At 40.9% G+C, this 17,911-nt stretch carries 17 protein-coding genes; 10 read left to right on the top strand and 7 right to left on the bottom strand.

Features of this window, described 5'->3' with window-relative positions:
* Positions 1-42: 42 nt before the first annotated feature.
* Entirely contained in the window at positions 43-2,811 is a 2,769-nt protein-coding gene (locus ACKTT2_RS49075) for a CHAT domain-containing protein (RefSeq protein ID WP_407900401.1), read from the top strand.
* A 136-nt stretch (positions 2,812-2,947) separates the two neighbouring features.
* Here the strand turns inward: ACKTT2_RS49075 and ACKTT2_RS49070 are convergent, their stop codons facing one another.
* Complete coding sequence (locus ACKTT2_RS49070) at positions 2,948-3,151, bottom strand: hypothetical protein (RefSeq protein ID WP_407900400.1); 204 nt, start codon at positions 3,149-3,151, stop codon at positions 2,948-2,950.
* 257 nt (positions 3,152-3,408) lie between these two features.
* Between ACKTT2_RS49070 and ACKTT2_RS49065 the strand changes: the two genes are divergently transcribed.
* From ACKTT2_RS49065 to ACKTT2_RS49055, 3 genes are read left to right on the top strand one after another with little or no spacing between them, the layout of a single operon-like run.
* Positions 3,409-3,801 (top strand): two-partner secretion domain-containing protein, encoded by a 393-nt coding sequence (locus ACKTT2_RS49065; RefSeq protein WP_407900399.1) that lies wholly within the window; start codon positions 3,409-3,411, stop codon positions 3,799-3,801.
* A complete protein-coding gene (locus ACKTT2_RS49060; protein WP_407900398.1) occupies positions 3,788-4,366 on the top strand; it encodes a two-partner secretion domain-containing protein in 579 nt (192 codons plus the stop codon). The genes ACKTT2_RS49065 and ACKTT2_RS49060 overlap by 14 nt, the downstream gene beginning before the upstream one ends.
* Before the next feature lie 2 nt (positions 4,367-4,368).
* On the top strand, positions 4,369-5,055 hold the full coding sequence (locus ACKTT2_RS49055) for a hypothetical protein (protein ID WP_407900397.1): 687 nt from the start codon (positions 4,369-4,371) through the stop codon (positions 5,053-5,055).
* A gap of 85 nt (positions 5,056-5,140) precedes the next feature.
* On the opposite strand, the gene ACKTT2_RS49050 is transcribed toward ACKTT2_RS49055, so the two are convergent.
* The 6 genes from ACKTT2_RS49050 to ACKTT2_RS49025 form a co-directional block, all read right to left on the bottom strand.
* Entirely contained in the window at positions 5,141-5,359 is a 219-nt protein-coding gene (locus ACKTT2_RS49050) for a type II toxin-antitoxin system HicB family antitoxin (protein WP_407900396.1), read from the bottom strand.
* Positions 5,356-5,580 carry a type II toxin-antitoxin system HicA family toxin gene (locus tag ACKTT2_RS49045; protein ID WP_407900395.1) on the bottom strand — a complete coding sequence of 75 codons (225 nt, stop codon included), beginning with the start codon at positions 5,578-5,580 and terminating at the stop codon, positions 5,356-5,358. The genes ACKTT2_RS49050 and ACKTT2_RS49045 overlap by 4 nt, the downstream gene beginning before the upstream one ends.
* A 70-nt stretch (positions 5,581-5,650) precedes the next feature.
* Positions 5,651-6,430 (bottom strand): DUF928 domain-containing protein, encoded by a 780-nt coding sequence (locus ACKTT2_RS49040; protein ID WP_407900394.1) that lies wholly within the window; start codon positions 6,428-6,430, stop codon positions 5,651-5,653.
* Between the two features lie 49 nt (positions 6,431-6,479).
* Complete coding sequence (locus ACKTT2_RS49035) at positions 6,480-8,804, bottom strand: CHASE2 domain-containing protein (protein WP_407900393.1); 2,325 nt, start codon at positions 8,802-8,804, stop codon at positions 6,480-6,482.
* A gap of 57 nt (positions 8,805-8,861) precedes the next feature.
* The gene (locus ACKTT2_RS49030) at positions 8,862-10,088 is read right to left on the bottom strand and encodes a DUF1822 family protein (protein WP_407900392.1); all 1,227 of its coding nucleotides are present in this window, start codon (positions 10,086-10,088) and stop codon (positions 8,862-8,864) included.
* A gap of 13 nt (positions 10,089-10,101) precedes the next feature.
* On the bottom strand, positions 10,102-11,748 hold the full coding sequence (locus ACKTT2_RS49025) for a sigma-70 family RNA polymerase sigma factor (protein ID WP_407900391.1): 1,647 nt from the start codon (positions 11,746-11,748) through the stop codon (positions 10,102-10,104).
* Between the two features lie 757 nt (positions 11,749-12,505).
* Between ACKTT2_RS49025 and ACKTT2_RS49020 the strand changes: the two genes are divergently transcribed.
* From ACKTT2_RS49020 to ACKTT2_RS48995, 6 genes are all read left to right on the top strand, one after another.
* Positions 12,506-12,865, top strand: coding sequence for a peptidase inhibitor family I36 protein (locus tag ACKTT2_RS49020; protein WP_407900390.1), 360 nt, complete (start codon positions 12,506-12,508; stop codon positions 12,863-12,865).
* A 463-nt stretch (positions 12,866-13,328) separates the two neighbouring features.
* Positions 13,329-13,673, top strand: coding sequence for a peptidase inhibitor family I36 protein (locus tag ACKTT2_RS49015; RefSeq protein WP_407900389.1), 345 nt, complete (start codon positions 13,329-13,331; stop codon positions 13,671-13,673).
* Positions 13,674-13,748: 75 nt separating this feature from the next.
* Entirely contained in the window at positions 13,749-13,910 is a 162-nt protein-coding gene (locus ACKTT2_RS49010; RefSeq protein ID WP_407900388.1) for a hypothetical protein, read from the top strand.
* A gap of 737 nt (positions 13,911-14,647) precedes the next feature.
* Positions 14,648-15,010 (top strand): beta/gamma crystallin-related protein, encoded by a 363-nt coding sequence (locus ACKTT2_RS49005; protein WP_407900387.1) that lies wholly within the window; start codon positions 14,648-14,650, stop codon positions 15,008-15,010.
* A 126-nt stretch (positions 15,011-15,136) separates the two neighbouring features.
* Positions 15,137-15,514, top strand: coding sequence for a beta/gamma crystallin-related protein (locus ACKTT2_RS49000; protein ID WP_407900386.1), 378 nt, complete (start codon positions 15,137-15,139; stop codon positions 15,512-15,514).
* A gap of 185 nt (positions 15,515-15,699) precedes the next feature.
* Complete coding sequence (locus ACKTT2_RS48995) at positions 15,700-17,892, top strand: peptidase domain-containing ABC transporter (protein ID WP_407900385.1); 2,193 nt, start codon at positions 15,700-15,702, stop codon at positions 17,890-17,892.
* Positions 17,893-17,911: the final 19 nt, after the last annotated feature.

The following is a 17,911-nucleotide window of genomic DNA, read 5'->3' as shown; positions in this document are numbered from 1 at the left end:
GAATGCCATCCACTAAGTAATAATTGATTTGAGAAATGGGATATGGCAAGAATTTGGCAACGTTCTTTGAAATTTATCTTTTTGGTTGTGGTGGGGCTAATTTTCAGCTTAGGTGTGCATATCCTACCTGCTGACTCTCGACTTACCTCTAATAGTAAGGACTTTACCATACAAGCTCAAACTCCTACAAACACCGACCAACTTGTAAAACAGGGCAAAACGTTGTACCAGGCTGGGCAATTTTCTCAGGCAGCACAAAGCTTAAAGCAAGCTGTAGAAATTTATGCATTTCAAGGAGATATACTCAACCAAGCATTGTCGTTAAACTATCTCTCCTTAGCTATGCAAAAACTTGGACAATGGCAGCAAGCAAAGGAGTCCATTACAACTAGTATCAATTTGTTAAGTCATTTTAAATTTAGTACGGGAAACAGAATAAATCGCGTCCCTACAAAACATATTCTTGCCCTTTCACTGAACACTCAGGGTAGTTTACAATTGGCATTGGGCCAAACTGAAGCCGCTATAGAATCTTGGAAACAGGCGGCTAATAATTATACTCAAGTCAATGATGAAGTTGGTCGTATCGGTAGCTTAATTAACCAAGCTATAGCTATGCAATCTTTGGGACTTTACTTACGAGCTAATAAGATATTTGACTCAGTTAAAGAATCTCTCCAAGCACAACCAAGCTCTCTGCTCAAAGCAGCGGGGCTGCGAAGTCTCGGCGACACTCTACGATCGCTTGGGGATCTAAACAATTCTGAGAAGATACTATATCAAAGTTTGGCAGTAGCTCAAGAGATACAATCTCCTGAAGAAGAAAGTGCAACCTTACTCAGTTTGGGTAATATAGCTTTTGCCAAAGGTAACAATAACTTGAAGCTAGATAATAACAAAGAAGACGCACATCCTTTGTCACTACGCTGTGAATCAAAACCTCTTTCTGACAATGCTACTACATACTATAGTAAAGCGTTCAAATATTACCACACTGCTGCAAATAAGTCAACTTCAAAAATTGCTACAGTACAAGCACAACTCAATCGCCTCTCGGTATTACTAGCACTCGAACAAAAACCGAAAGCAGAGGAGTTGCGATCGCTACAGTCACAAATCGCTTCCTTAACCCCAAGTCGAGCTGGAGTTTACGCTAGGGTAAACTTGGCCCAGAGTTTAGTATGTTTGGAGCGGGTAATAGATAGTGAGGATAGAGCATCGAAGGCAGGAGAAATTGCTCGAGTTTTAAACATCGCCATTCAACAAGCTCAAGAACTTAAAGACCAACGAGCTGAGTCTTATGCAGTCGGGAATTTGGGTCAAGTGTATGAGTATACCAAACAATTTTCAATGGCCAGACAATACACTGAGTCAGCTTTAAACCTTGCCCAAACGATTAATTCACTTGATATTGTATATCAGTGGCAATGGCAACTAGGACGGTTGCTAGTACAAAAGGGAGATTCAAAAGGTGCGATCGCAGCTTACAGCCAATCAGTAGAATCGCTGAAATCTTTACGCAACGATCTAGCAGCCCTTGATACCGACATTAAGTTTAACTTTCGCGATGAAGTTGAACCAGTCTATCGGCAACTAGTGGCTTTACTTTTGCAACCCCCCCTAGCCTCGCCTTACAAAGGAGGGGATACAGGGGAGGTGAGGGTGAGTCAAGAAAACTTAAAACAAGCTCGCAGTGTAATTGAGTCCTTACAACTCGCTGAACTAGATAACTTCTTTCGTAATGCTTGTTTAATTGCCGAACCAAGGCAGATTGACCAAATAGTTGACAGTGCTGATTCATCGGCAGCAGTCATCTATCCTATAGTTTTAGCAGAAAGCCTTGAGGTTATAGTCAAACTACCACGAATTAATGCACTTCGTCACTATCGGACTTACAAACCAAAAAGCCAAATAGAAAGTACTCTAGAGGATTTGCGGCAAAAATTGGAAGAGGTCTATACTTTTCGCGATCGCGAGGCCCTATCCAAAGAAGTATACAACTGGTTGATCGAACCCGTTCAAGCAGATCTGCAACAGAGCAAGGTAAAAACCCTAGTATTTGTGTTAGATGGTTCCTTGCGGAATATACCGATGGCAGCGTTGTATGACGGCAAGCAGTATCTAATAGAAAAGTACAGCATAGCCCTAACTCCCGGTTTGCAGCTATTATCGCCCAAGCAAGAACAGCGAAGACTAGAAGCTTTAACAGCTGGATTGACTGAAGCACGACTTGGCTATAGTCCCCTACCCAATGTAGCAACTGAATTGCAGCAAATTAAGTCAGTTATTCCCGCCAAACAGCTGCTTAATCAAGGGTTTACAGAAAAAAGTATCGAAAACCAAGTCAGTTCTGTTTCTTTCCCAGTAGTTCACCTCGCTACTCACGGTAAATTCAGTTCTCAGCAGGAAGATACATTTATTCTTGCCTGGAATGGCAAAATTAATGTCAACCAGTTGCGTGAGGTTCTGCAAACTAGAGAACCAGTAGTAGGGCAGGCATCCCGCGTTCCGCCTCCACTTGAATTACTTGTTTTGAGTGCTTGTGAGACAGCAACTGGAGATAAACGAGCTACTTTAGGACTAGCTGGAGTCGCTGTACGTTCAGGCGCACGCAGTACCCTTGCTTCTTTGTGGCAAGTAGACGATAAATCTACCGCTTTGCTCATGGGTGAGTTTTATCGACAGTTAACAAAAAACCCTACCTTGACAAAAGCAGAAGCTCTCCGTCGCGCCCAACAAGTCATTTTGCAGCAGTACAGAGAACATCCATTTTATTGGGCACCCTATGTTTTAGTAGGTAATTGGCTCTAGGGGATTTTAGATTTTGGATTAATATCAAATGCTCAGTTATTTTCATGCTTCTTGCACTTGGTAGTTTTGGTTATGAAGCTTGTAAAGAAGCTGAACGCACAGCTTGAAAGCTTTAGCAACAGAACTGCTTTGACAGCTACTTCCATTCCTTAATTTTCTGCTGTATCCACCCATAAGTGTTGTCAGGGATACCCGGTTCAAAGGGCGGAGCTGCGTCAAAGCGTGCAAACCACTCTGTGATTTCTTCCTGACGGCTGATCTCATCTAGGCTCCTATTCTGACCTGCCACCACCCCGACAATGAGTGGTCGCGCTAATGGTACTGCCGACCCCTCCGTCATCACTGGTCCTCCCGAGTCGCCACCAAATTGGCTAATGACCGCAGTTGTTGACTTCGCTTGATTGTAGAAGAAGTACTCATTTCCTTAATTCTATTGCCGTCAATGTAGAGTTGACCCAAAGCTTGTGTAGAGCGCACAGAAACTCATATGCCAGATCTGCTTAAAAGGGAATCTGCTTCTTAGCGCACTACACTCACAATTGACTCTCTACCTGTGAAATTGCTAGGTGGGAGTTTCACTCTCTAAAAACAGTAAATATGATTTACTTAGAAAAGAGCCAAGTAATCGGTGTTGGGCTACTGCTGTTTTTTTGTGGGGGTGCTATGTCCGGGATAAGTACTCGTTGGAACTTGGTTTTAGGGATTGCGATCGGTGGTGCGATAGGTAGTGCGATCGCTCTCTCTACTAATTGCGCCTATGCCCAAATCACCCCCGATAACACTCTACCCAATAATTCCACCATCAAACAAGAGGGGAACACCACAATCATTGAGGGTGGAACTAGAGCAGGTGGCAACTTGTTCCACAGTTTTGGAGAGTTTTCTGTTCCCACTGGTACTGCTTTCTTCAATAATGCTGCTGATATTCAGAACATCATTGGTGTAGATAAGACCCTTTTTGTTTGTATTCTAGCTGTTGTGCATCTTTAGTACATCCTTTTTCAATTGGATCTCCTACTACCTCTGCATAAGCTTTAGTGATAAAAGCACAAGAAGTAGCGAAGGTTCTACTGGTGGTACTACTTTCTTCAATAATGCTACGGATATTCAGAACATTATCGGTAGGGTAACGGGTGGGTCAGTATCGAACATTGATGGAATAATCCGCGCTAATGGTGCAGCTAACCTGTTTTTGATAAATCCCAGTGGGATTATTTTTGGACGTAATGCTTCATTCAACATTGGTGGTTCTTTTGTTGCGACTACAGCCAATGCAATCCGATTTGGTAATCAAGGTTTTTTCAATGCTTCCGCTCCGAATAATCCTGAACTGCTCACAGTAAATCCTTCTGCGTTTTTCTTTAATCAAAATGCTGCTGCACCAATTCAAAATAACTCTGTTGCAAACGCGGGTTTAAATCCATCTTCCAAGATTACTGCTAGAGGTTTACGTGTGCCAGATGGCTTGAGTTTGCTGTTGGTAGGCGGTGATATCAATATAAATGGTGGAGGTTTGTATGCTTGGCCACAGTTAACATTAACTCACGATATTTGATAATGCGCCGTGGCAGCAACATTAGAACCAACGCAACAGGAGAGAACGTTATCGGTGGCAATATTAACATTAACACCGATTTCCTCATTGCTGTTGAAAATAGTGACATCAGCGCCAATTCTGCTAACTTCCGTGGCGGGAATGTGAGAATTAATGCCCAAGGTATTTTTGGTACAGAGATCCGAGATGTGGCATCCGATCGAACAAGTGACATCACAGCCACTGGGGCAAGTCCTGAGTTAAATGGCACTATACAACTCAACACACCTGATGTTGACCCCAGCCGAGGATTAGTCCCCTTGCCACTAGAAGTAGTTGATGCCACTGGCTTGATTGACCAAAATTTTTGTGCAGCTACTACTGGTACTGGCAGTAGCTTCACCATAACAGGGCGTGGTGGTTTGCCTCCCTCTCCTAACTCTGCACTCAATAGCAATACCGTTTGGGAAGATTGGCGATTCACGACTGTGCCAAGTAGCGACGTCTGGCGACAAGCTGTAGAGGATCAAAGCGCCAATGCCGCTAAAGACCTTTCATTAACAACTGTCACACCAAAACGTGCCACACTAGAACCCATAGTTGAAGCTACTGGGTGGGTGAAGAATGAATTGGGAGAGGTAGTCCTCACAGCTAATTCACCCACTGTTACACTCCATAATTCTTGGTTGAACCCGTTATCTTGCCATTAGTAACATTAGCTGTAACAAAGACTAACATAATCTTTAATTTATGCATTATTTCCCTTCTTTAAGAATTAAGGTCTTAGGGTAGTGCTCAGGCAGTTTGAAGCGTGTTAGGTTCAGGTATAGATTCACCTTCCGCTTGCCAAGCTTCCAAGTACATCTCAATTACTTCTTCACCATTACGAATTGCTGACTCACGAGTTTTGCCGTGAGTACAGGGCATGACAACGCGGTCGGCAAACTCTGGAATTGTAACTAAGAAAAGCCGATCTTCATCTGACCATTGAACAATCATACTGTATCTGCTCATGAATCTTCGTCCTCCCGCATTTCTTTTAGTTCATTTAATAACCGTTCTAATTGTTTCTCCAGGTAGAGTGGCACATCATCTCCATCTTTGCCAGGAATTGTCAGTGTTTTTCTCAGCATTGGATGTCGCCAACGCTCATGACTACCTTTACCACGCTTAGGCTGGTAAACAAATCCTTCTCGCGCAATTTGGGTTTTCAACTCTCGAATTTTCCTGGGCATAGATATCGTCTACTTCTCACTCTATTTTCTCACTTCCTCATCCTTTGGAGTAATAAACACAGGCTTTATACTAAGGTTTACAGCACGGTACAATCGGCTCAGTCGCAATATTTTCCAACTCAACGGATCTCAACAAATTTACCCAGTCAGAGGCAAGGGCGGCATCTTGTGGTTTAGTGCGGCGAAGTTCACCTAGAAGTGCGATCGCTTCATGCCAAATGCCAGATCGAGCATAAAGGGCGATGCGTTCTTGTGGCGTTGCTGTCTCTAACCTACGCATCAAATCGCTGTTTGGTTCAACCCGTTGAACTAAACCTTGGATATTAATATCCGCAGACCGACTTGCTGGGTTACAGTCAATTAGCAAGTACCAATGATAATACTTGCCAACTAAGAGCGGCTTTTCCTTCTGGGGAAAGCTGAAGCTAATAACTCCCGGTGTTCCAGATAGTGTGATGGGAATAGGTTCTTTGGTAACAGAGTTATTGTTTTCATCTAGCAGCATAAACTTTACTGCGCGGACATCTTTTGGAGCATAAGGAACGTAAAACCAAAAGGTTGGGTATTCGGCAACTGTTAACCCTAAAACAAATTTCGAGGTAGTTCCTTGTTGCTTCTGTGTCAAAGTTCTCTGCATTAAAGGTACTAAACTAGTGAGATGAGGCTTGTTTACAGGTATTGCTGGACAATCACCACGACGGGTTCCTGCTCCAACACGCTCGTCTGGTGCTCCTCGGTTTTCTGGTTCTTTTTCTAAAGTAGGAGAGACAAAGCGCACACCTACTTGATTTGTATTGTTGCTAGGCGATCGCCTCTGCTGTGCTGTAGTTTGCGTAGAATTGATTAGCAAAACAGTAATTAGGTACACACTAAATACACATGAAACAAAAAAGTTGGTTTTATTCATATCGTTTCACTTTCAATATAGTATAAAAAATTACTAATAAATATGTGATACTTGCTCCCATCAAAGAGGGAACAAGAGGTATCCAACCCGCGTACAGTAGGACAACAAAGTAGCATCCACATGAAATGAGGAGTGTAGCAAATATTATCAATACCACCTGTAGCCGGAACTGATGGTAAAATGCTATTATGCCTCCCACTAAAGACCAACCCCAGAGCCAAAGAATTTCTCCCCACATAGGCAAAACCCACAACAGCCATCTGTCATCTAAAACCGCACTTAGAATTTGACTTACCATATGGGCGTGAATTATAACCCCTGGGACTTCTTGGGGAGGTACAGTCCCAGCACTATAAGGTGTGAGAAAATTATCTTTGACACTTTCGGCATCAACACCGATGAGGACAATACGATCCCTTACCCAATTCGGATTAAATTGACCATTCAAGATTTGTGTGAGACTGACTTGCTGAACCACCTTTGGTGAAGAGCGGTAATTAAGCAGTATTTGGTGTCCTCGCGTATCTAATTGTTGGTAGCCCCCCATAGGAACTTCTAAAGGTTTGAAGACGACTTTGCCAAGCTGCAAGTAGCCTTCGTCAGTAATTTGGAGTAGGATGCCTTGTTTTGCCAAGTACTGGCGTGCCAGTTGTATGCTGAAGGAGTAGGTTGTTTTACAAGGAGAATTAGGAGATGGAGTCATAGCTAGTAGTTGGCGACGCAGTATCAAATCGCGATCGCGCACAACATCGCTAAACCCTATGCGTTGAACTGGAATTTCTGGAGGAGGTGAAACACCAGCTGATTGTTTTTTACCACCTTTAACTTTACATATCCCAATCAATGTGTTGGTTCTCTGTAAAATATTTGCTAAATCTCCAGATTGCTTTTCTACTGGAAAATCACGGTAAATATCCAAACCAATTGCTCTTGGTTGGTATGGTTCCAACTTGTATAAAAGTTTTCGGAGTGCTGCATCGGATAGGGAAGACTTTTGCGGTTGTTTCTGAGCTTGAATATCTGCTTCTGTAACAGTGACAACCAAAAGGCGATTGTCTAAATCTCCCGAAGGTCTCATCCTCACTATAGAATCAAATGCTGACAGTTCCCATTGCTGCATTATGCCTAGAGAGCGCATACAGCAAACCAAGCTTGTGACGACTAAGCTTGTTGCGATCGCTTTGCCCAAATGCCAATTCAGCTTAAAAATTCTATTGTTTGTATTCATACCACATAACTTTTGCCAAGTCGGTGGTATTTCAGCAGGATTCTGGCAAATTATTGGCAACCATGAAGCACAGGGAAAGTCATCTTCTAGCCCCTGCAACCTTTCTCTTGCGTAACGCACTGCTAAGTGCAAAGAGTGTCCGTCGGCAAAAGCAAAAAGAAAACTCTTTAAAAACTCTTGTGCTACTATATCCGGTACATCTTGCCGCATAACAATAATTTGCCCGATATGCAAGTCAGCTAACTGCCGAGCTAAGCCCAAACCATCACAAGAGTTGAAAATTGCTAAACTAAGACCGCGTGCGATCGCACATCTCAAAGCATTTTTTAACTCTGGTATAGTTAAGCTACTAGTTTGATTAATATGTATCTGAGCCGTGTCACCATGACTTTGACTATGCCCTGCAAAAAATAAAATATCCCAACCCTGTTTGTCACAAAGCCATCGATCTAACTCTTGGCGTGAAGGTTCTATCAAAAACACCGTTGATGCATCAGGCAATTGCTCGAGCATTTCTCTATCTTGCTGAACATTAATTCCGGCACTATTACCTAAAATCGCTAGAATTCTAACTTTATGAACGATCTCTTTCGGTTTTGACTTAACTCGCTTATACTGAGGCGCACTTAAAGCTACTTCCGCCTTGTGATAATCCTCAAAAAAATTCCACAGATGCCAAGGTAGTTTTTGCAGTTGGTCATCACTTGTTTCAATTATGACTTGAAATTCTTCATCTAAAGCCAATCGCGCTCGTAATTGTTGATCGATTGGGCGAAATGAATTTGAGTTCAGCCAAGCATTGATTTGCTCGTGTAACTGCTGACATATATCAGTAAAATCTACTTCACCAACATTGTTGATCCCTACCGTTTCGATTTCAAATTGAGAGCGCCGTCGAAGTCGTTGATACAATGCTTGATAGATGAACTGAAAGCGTTTTTCAAGTTCAGCAATTTCTGGTACTGCTGGTAAACTACCTGTAAATTGCATCGGGTGCTCGTTGTTAGTTTCCCAAAGCTGGGCCGTAACGATGGAAAAGCCGTCGTTTAAGTCACCTTTCCCCAGACTGATGACAACTAACTTACTCATAGCTAATGGTTAATTGCTAATTGCTTATTGTTATTATTACAAGCTATTAGTCTTTTGTTACAGAAAAAAATCTTCTGTAATGTTGAAATTGCCGAGAATTAATTGGAGACTAAAGCTACTTCCGGGTAATCCTTTAAAGCGATTCAGTTGAATGTAATAATCTCGACTTCGCGATCGCGCTTCTTGCAGAGCTTTACCCGATTCTAAAAGTACAAGTTTGAGATTAGGCGGTAAGTACTTTTCATTTCTAGTAGGATACACTTGTACGAGAATACCAATTTTCTCCTCATCTTGTGTCAACGCAAGTAGTAATGCTACACTTTGTCCTCCTAGTTGCATCCCTAAATCGATGACCTTCACTCCATTAACAGATGTTCCAGAAGCAGAAGAATTTCGGCTCTCAAATGCTATAATGTCTAATTGTTTACCCAAAAGTACATCAATTGGTTGCCAATCAGCAACAAATAACTTTTGAAACCATTGGCTCAAATTCACTCGTGTTTTAGTAACTACGGTAACAGGTGAGGTATCATGTAAAAAACCCAAACGCCGATTATACAGTTGCTGTCTCCATTGCTGATTTGAAATGAGCGCCCCCCACTTTGAAAATGGCACATCTAATTGCAGACGGGGGGAATAAATAGCTACATCACCCAAAGTTAGCAATAAATTTTTGGCTTCAACTTCTGCTAAGCTTGACTCAAGTGGAATTTTCTCTCGTAAATGCAGTCCGAGTGTTGCAAACAGCAATGTCAGGTTTTCTGTCAATTGTTGGGCTGGTAAAGAGTAAGTGCGATGGCGCTCGTTATATTTACCTTCATTCTTTAATTGACTATGAGTTGCAAACCCATACACTCCTATCCAGCAGTCATCTTCATCATCTATATTGACTAACATTGCCAGATAATAGTCAGCCGCCCAACTCGAAATATCTACCCACTCTTGCGGTACAGAAAATTCTTCTAAATCCATTGTTTCAGTCGGTACTAGTACCAATCGAGTATCGCCCAACTCAATAGCCGCACCATTTACCAATTCCCAAATACTAGGTAGATTATCCTCATCAAGCCATACTTTAGGTTGTGGAGCAGGTTCTTCTTGAAACCATTCCTCAAGCCAACTGTTAAAGCAATGCAGGCAAACGTGATTGAGATAAGCATTATAGCAAGCGATCGGATTAGAGTGGTATTGGGATTGCTGCAATGCTATTTGTTGTTCTGCTGGTGAAATTTTTAACCAGAGATGCTTGGTGTCAGCCGTTGCTAATTCTGTGAAACTAAACATTATTTGCACCTCATTAATTTACTTGAGATTGGTCTTGGAGATATGCCTCGACAACGGCATTGATTCTTGCTTCTGGTTCTAATTTTGTAGCTTGATGAGAAATAGTTTTTAATATAGTTTTAACTAAAGATTGATAGTGTTGCAATAACCACTTTTCCAGATACTCTTTAATCCAAACATTTATTGACTCGATTAGATAATTTTGTAATTGATACTGAGCTTGGGAAAGTCTTTCTCTAGCTAATTCTTGATTAATACTCAACTCCCGAGCAATTTTTATTTCATCCATTCGCTGTCCATAACAAAGTTGCAAAATATCTCGTTTTTCAACATCGAGTTCTTTTATGGCTGATACCAAAGCTACATGAATCAAATCTGAGTGTAAAGGTGCTTGGTAATCTCGCTCTAACCATGCGGATACATATTGTTTCACCCATTGCTGAGGTTGAGAAATTACCGTTAAAGTATCCAGTAATTGCAAAGTTGATTTTGCTAAATAACGAGAAATTGTACTCTGATTAATTCCCAATTGAATTGCCAATTGTTTTTGAGTCAATCCAAAACCATAGTAGAGCAGCAGAATTTTTTTGTACTCCAATTTCATAGTTTCAATCTGCTGACATAAAGACGAGTTAGCCTGATTAAGCAAATATTGATAGTCTTCTGTTTCTCCTACTTTAGTTGTAGAGTTACATTCCAGTTCTAAAGGATTGCTTTGCGTCTCATATTTAGCTTCATATCCAACATTTTGCAAAGCATCAAGAGAAAAGCGAGGTAGGATTGTTCTTGGGTAATTTTGTAAAGCGTTAATGCAAATTTCCATCCATAATTGAATTTGCTCGACTTCAATATTAGCTGAGACGGATACTTCATGAGGTGCTGTAGGCAGTAATTTTTCATTATTGTAACAAAAAGCAGATTTTTCAAAATCTTCGCGATCGGGCTCGGGCCATTTTTTTCCAGTTTGTCTGGTTGAAGTTTTAACTTTATTAAGTAGATAAACTTGTTTAAACAATTTGCGAGCAAACAGTAATTGAGAAATTTCTGGTTCGATCCAACCAGAGGCTTGCAGTGCTTCTTTTAATTCTTTCTCGCTCTTTTTACACAATAGCCGCCACCGCGAAAATCTATTAATTTCTGTTTCAAATTTAATATGCTTGACTAAAGCTTCTAATACATAAGTATCTATACTTGCCCTATCAGTATCATACCGAGTTAATAGATCGCTAAGTTTGAGAGGATTGTAAACCAGCAGTCGGGCAATACATAGATATTCCTCCCAAGAATGTTCGCCATACTCTTTGTATACCTTTTTAGCAGCCCAATAGCATTTTTCTTCAAAGTAACTTGCCAAATGTTCCCAAGCAAGCTGTTCTTTGTTTGTTGGTTCCCAGTCTTGAGTTAACTGTGGTTCGTTAAGCGCCACATACCGCCAAAACTGTGCTAAACCTAATCCCTTGTCTCGCTGACTGCATAACTGCGAAAAACGCCGATCCATTTGTTCGTATAGCTCCATATTGCGTTGCAAATAAAACTGATACTTCCACTGAATCAACAAACGACCATTTTGAGTATGAAGCATGAGATACATGGAAAATTTGTCAACATTGTTCTCACGCTTTGGTAATATAGGAATACCCTCTAGCATAAAGCCGAACATATTGGTTCCTTCTCCCCGATTGACAATCAAGTGTTTTTACTGTAAAGCAGTATCAATTTAATCAAGACAGCCTGTGTGATGTAGACTGCCTTGATTTATTGGGATCGAACGAAGGTAATTATGCAGCTTTTTTGAGTATACACAACAGCTACTCAGTGGAGCGGTCAAAATAAAATGCTGTTCGTGGTTCGTAGTTGCACTGTCTTCGCAAAAACAACTACAAACCTTTATATATACTGTAAACGGCTAACAACTGTTCTTTTTCGGAATTGTTTAATGTATTTGTAGGGGCGCAAGGCATTGCGCCCCTACAAGTTTTTGACAACTTTTGGAAAGTTAGATTCTAAACCGTTTTTGGTATACAATCTTTGACACAGGTTTATTTAATCATGCCCACTTACTTAGTTTCCATTAGTGCTGCTACATATTAGAATTCTCTTAGTCGAGAGAGCTAAGGAAGTACTGTTTCATCAGTGTATGACAAAATAATCGACCTACTATGTAAATTGGAGAAGACTGCTTTACTTATGTCCACAACCGATGGAATAGAACATTAATTCTCTCATCATATATTTCTGTTAAACAAGTTTTTATTGTCGAATAAATGGATTAAACCAATTAAATAATGTCCAATACATCAGTTTAAAAAGCTTGTCTTTAATAAATATTGGTTTTAAAAATAGATTAGATGGATGAGCTAAATCACAGCTTCATTCCATTGGTAATCAACCTAATTCAAAAAAGAAAGGAAACAACAATGAAAGTTAATCAATTTGAAGAAATTTCTGCTATCCAAGAACTTAACAATGAGGCAGCTGCTAGCTGTAGTGGAGGCAAGATAACTGTATACCGAGATAGAGACTTTAAGGGAGATAGTCTGACGTTTTATAATAAAGATGGCGATCTCCGTTATAACAAGGAAGGCATCAATCTCAATGACGCAATTTCATCTGTTGTGATTGAAGGAAATGAAACATGGGCATTTTATAGAGACCCAGGCTATAAGAGTCTGGCTGGATCTTTACATGGACCAGGAAGATACTCTTTTGTTAAGTATTATGGTATTCCAAACGACTTAATTAGTTCTCTCAAACGCGAATATCCACCAATTGCATAAAGCGCCTCTACCAGCCATCATTCACTAGAAAGGCGACTACTGAATAGTTTTGTGTAGTCAAAAGAGGAAGAAATATTCAATTGACGATATTTGACTTCCCTGTATCCTTTCTAGGGATTTTTGCCCAGACAGTAAGGGATGTCCAAGAAATAAATTATCCATCTTGTGAAACGGGCGTCCTCGCCCGTTCTATACTGGTGGCGGGGGTTAAATTGGGTAAAACTGCTTGATTTTTGTCCAAAAAAACTGGAATATGACATTATTTTTTTTATTATATATTCCTGTTAAATAGTTTTTTGTTGACGAATAAATGGATTAAATAGATTAATTAATGTCCAATGAATTAGTTCAAAAAGCTTGTTTTTAACAAAAATATATTTTAAAAATAAATTAGATGGATGAGCTAAATCACAGCTTAATTTCATCAGTAATCAACCTAATTCAAAAAAGAAAGGAAACAACAATGAAAGTCAATCAATTTGAAGAAATTTCTGCTATTCAGGAACTTAACAATGAGGCAGCTGCTAGCTGTAGTGGAGGCAAGGTAACTGTATTCCGGGATAGAGTCTTTCGGGGAGATAGGCTGACGTTTTATAATAAAGATGGAGATCTCCGTTATAACAAGGAAGGCATCAATCTCGATGACGCGATCTCATCTGTTGTGATTGACGCAGATGAAACATGGGCGTTTTATTTAGACCCAGGCTATAAGAATCTGGTTGGAACTTTGAAAGGACCAGGAATATACCCTGATGTTCAATACGGCTCAGTTAGTTCTCTCAAACGCATATCTCCACCAATTGCATAAAGCGCCTCTAGCAGCCATTCTTTACAAAGAAAGGCAACCAATGGATAGTTTTGTATGGGCAAAAGGGGAAGAAATATGCAATTGACGATATTTGACTTCCCTGTATCCTTTCTAGAGATTTTTTGCCCGGATGATAAGGGATTTCCAAGAAATGAATTATCCATCTTGTGGAACGGGCGTCCTCGCCCGTCCTTTATCATTGGCGGGCGGGACACTCGCACCACAAGAGAAAATTGAATATTTTTTTATATGAAAGTCCCTAAGCGCGATTGAGGAGCAGATGTCAAAGTCAGAAAACTAAACTTTCCTAGGTTTGCTTTTCGTTTCTCTCCATTCAAAGCGATCGCTGCTCAAAACTCTACTCAACCAAGAACAAGGTTAGAGTGTGCTATTTCATCAGTTTATGGCAGAATAATCGCTCTATTTAAATTGGATGAAACTGTTTTATTTCTGTCCATAAAATATGAAACATAACATTATTTTCTCATCATATATTCCGAACCAGGAATATACCCTAATGTTCCATTCGACTCAGTTAGTTCTCTCAAACGTATATCTCCACCAATTGCATAAAGCGCCTCTACCAGCCATCATTCACAAAGAAAGGCAACCAATGGATAGTTTTGTGTAGTCAAAAGAGGAAGAAATATTCAATTGACGATATTTGACTTCCCTGTATTCTTTCTAAGGATTTTTGCCCAGACAGTAACGGATGTCCAAGAAATAAATTATCCATCTTGTGGAACGGGCGTCCTCGCCCGTCCTTTACTATTGGCGGGCGGGACGCCCGCACCACAAGAGAAAGCTGTATATTTAGTTAATGGATTAAACAGATTAATTAATGTCCGGTTAATTAGTTTAAAAAGCTTGTTTTTAACAAATATACGTTTTAAAAATAGATTAGATAGATGAGCTACAAAACAGCTAAATTCTATTGGTAGTCAACTTAATTTATAGAAGAAAGGAAAGGAAAAATGAAAGTTAATCAATTTGAAGAAATTCCTGCTATCAAGGAACTTGACGATGAGCTTGCTGCTACTTGTAGTGGTGGTATAGTCCGATTTGGAGGCAATAACCCCGATCTAATTTTATATTCAGATTCAGATTCTAGTGGGAGAACACTAAGGGTTAATGCATCAATAGGTGATGGTCCAAACAACTTACGGGATCAAAACTTCAATGATGTAACCTCTTCTATTTCAATTATTCGCGGTACTTGGTCGTTCTATAGAGACGCAGACAAGAAGAACTTTCTATTCACTTTGCGACCTGGGGATCAATTTAATGTTTATTCTTCGCAAAATGATTTAATATCTTCCCTCTTGCGTATAGGATAGCTTTAACTTTCCTGTCGCTATTATGGGGATTTTTACCGAGATTATAAACATGATTAGATGTACGAGCTAATTAAAGCTTAATTACATCTGCGATAAACCTAATTTCAAGAAGAAAGGAAAGAAAAGATGAAAGTCAATCAATTTGAAGAAATTTCCGCAATTAAAGAACTTGACGATGAGGTGGCTGCTATCTGTAGTGGCGGTGTACGTTATCCTGGAGGCAACGATCCAGATGTAATTTTATTTTCAGATTCAAGTTACAGAGGGAGAACACTAGGGCTTAATGCATCGATAGGTGATGGCTTTTCTAATCTACGAGATACTGACCTCAACTTTAACGATGTAACCTCATCTATTACAATTATTCGAGGTGTTTGGGCGTTCTATAGAGACGCAGGCTATAACAACTATGAAGGCACTCTCACTCGTGGACAATACACAGTTGGTGGTAATTTTGGAACCCTTACAAATGACTCAATATCTTCCCTCGTGCGTATAGGATAGATTTGACTTCCCTGCCGCCGGTCTAGGGATTTTTGCCCAGACAATAAACCTGCCTCAGAGATTTATAATCTGAGGCAGTATTAACAGTGTTCAGATATCAGTTACCTAATATTAATAACTCAGTTAGTAGTTGTTCGCTGTTGACTGATAACTGTTGACTGCTTACTTACTTTAATCATTGAACAATGAAATACTACAGCGTACTGCAACACAGCGAAGAAGACTGTGGTGCTGCTTGTCTTGCTACAGTTGCTAAATACTACGGACGCACTTTTGCCATCAGTCGCATTCGAGAAGCGGTTGGCACGGGATCGCGGGGAACAACCTTATTGGGGTTGAGACGGGGAGCAGAAGCTCTAGGATTCAATGCCCGCCAAGTCAAAGCTTCTCCGCAACTGCTAGATGCATTGCATAAAGTTTCCTTGCCTGCCATCATTCATTGGAAAGGCTACCACTGGGTTGTTTTATACGGGCAAAAAGGAAAAAAATATGCCATTGCAGATCCCAGTGTAGGCATCCGTTACCTCACCCGCGAGGAGTTACTCAGTGGTTGGGGCAATGGCGTGATGCTGCTGTTGGAGCCAGATGACAACCGCTTTAAAGAGCAACCAGAAGATAAAATTGGCGGATTTGGGCGCTTTGTGGTGCGTGTCTGGCCTTATCGCTTTATTCTTGCTCAAGCGATCGCAATTAACATCGCCATCGGACTACTTTCTCTTGCCTCCCCTTTGATGACGCAACTTCTCACCGATGACGTATTAGTGCGAGGAGATACCCAACTGCTGACAACAGTGGCAATTGGGGTGATTGCGATGAACTTATTTAAAAGTGCGATCGGCTTAGTACAATCTCACTTAATCGGTCACTTTGGTCAACGATTGCAATTAGGACTGATTCTGGAATATGGGCGAAACCTCTTGCACTTGCCCCTTGCATATTTTGAAGGACGCCGCAGTGGAGAAGTCGTCAGTCGCATTGCCGATGTTCATGCCATCAATGCCCTTGTTTCCCAAATTGTTCTCGGTTTACCTAGCCAATTTTTTATCGCCTTGATTTCCTTGGGTTTGATGCTGTTCTACAGTTGGGAACTGACTGTGGCTTCCCTGGGTGCTTTTGTCATTGTCACCCTCGTCAATCTGCTTTTTCTCCCCTCCTTGCGGCGAAAAACCCGTAACCTAATAGTCTTAGGCACAGAAAACCAAGGCTTTCTCGTCGAAACCTTTCGTGGTGTCCAAGTTCTCAAAACAACTTCTGCTACAGAGCAAGCTTGGCAAGAGTATCAAACCAATTATGGTCGCCTTGCCAATCTAAGCTGGAGTACGATGAAGTTAGAGCTTTACAGTAGCACAATTACCAGCATTCTTTCTACTTTGACTAATATTGCCTTACTTTGGTTAGGTTCATATTTAGTAATTAATCGCACATTAACTATTGGGCAGTTGCTAGCATATAACGGCATGAGTGGCAACTTTCTCGGCTTTTTAAGTTCAGTCATTGGGTTAGCCGATCAGTTTATTACTGCTCAGATTGTTATCCAACGCTTAACAGAGGTCATTGACGCCACCCCAGAAGACGAAAACGACTTCAAAAAGCCAGAAGCAGAAATTAAGGATAATGCAGATATTACCTGCACCAACCTCAACTTCCACCACGCAGGTAGAGTTGATTTGCTGCAAGATCTTTCCCTGACTATCAAAGGTGGTCAAGTCATTGCCTTAATTGGTAAATCTGGTTGCGGCAAAAGTACCCTCGCCAAACTGATTGCTGGTTTATATGCCCTTGAGTCTGGTAATATTCGCTATGGCATTTACAATCGGCAAGATCTCTCCTTGGAATGCCTACGGCAGCAGGTAGTGCTAGTACCCCAAGAACCCCACTTTTGGAGTCGTTCAATCGTTGATAACTTCCGCTTCAGCTATCCGCACATTAGTTTTGAACAAATTGTCAGAGCTTGCCAGATTGCTGGTGCAGATGAGTTTATCAGTCAATTGCCTGACAAATATCAAACTGTTTTAGGAGAATTTGGTGCTAATCTCTCTGGTGGACAACGGCAGAGGTTAGCCATAGCTAGGGCTATAGTTACTGAGCCACCGATACTCATTTTAGATGAATCTACTGGCGCTCTTGACCCGGTAAGTGAAGCCGAAGTACTCAATCATCTACTTTATTACCGACAGGGGAAAACCACAATTATGATTAGCCACCGTCCTAAAGTCATCGGGCGAGCTGATTGGATTGTGCTGCTGGAGAAAGGGCGGGTGAAAATCCAGGGTACTCCCCAAGAGCTACGCCTTCTTCCTGGCGAGCATTTAGACTTCCTAGACGAAGTTGCTCCGTCAACAAATGGTTTTGTTTCGTCATTAGTTATTAGTCATTAGTCATTTGTTAGTTGTTATT

The organism is Scytonema hankhaensis NUACC26 (assembly GCF_045865695.1).
Classification (GTDB): Bacteria; Cyanobacteriota; Cyanobacteriia; order Cyanobacteriales; family Nostocaceae; genus Scytonema.
This window is presented reverse-complemented; position numbering and strand designations above follow the sequence as displayed.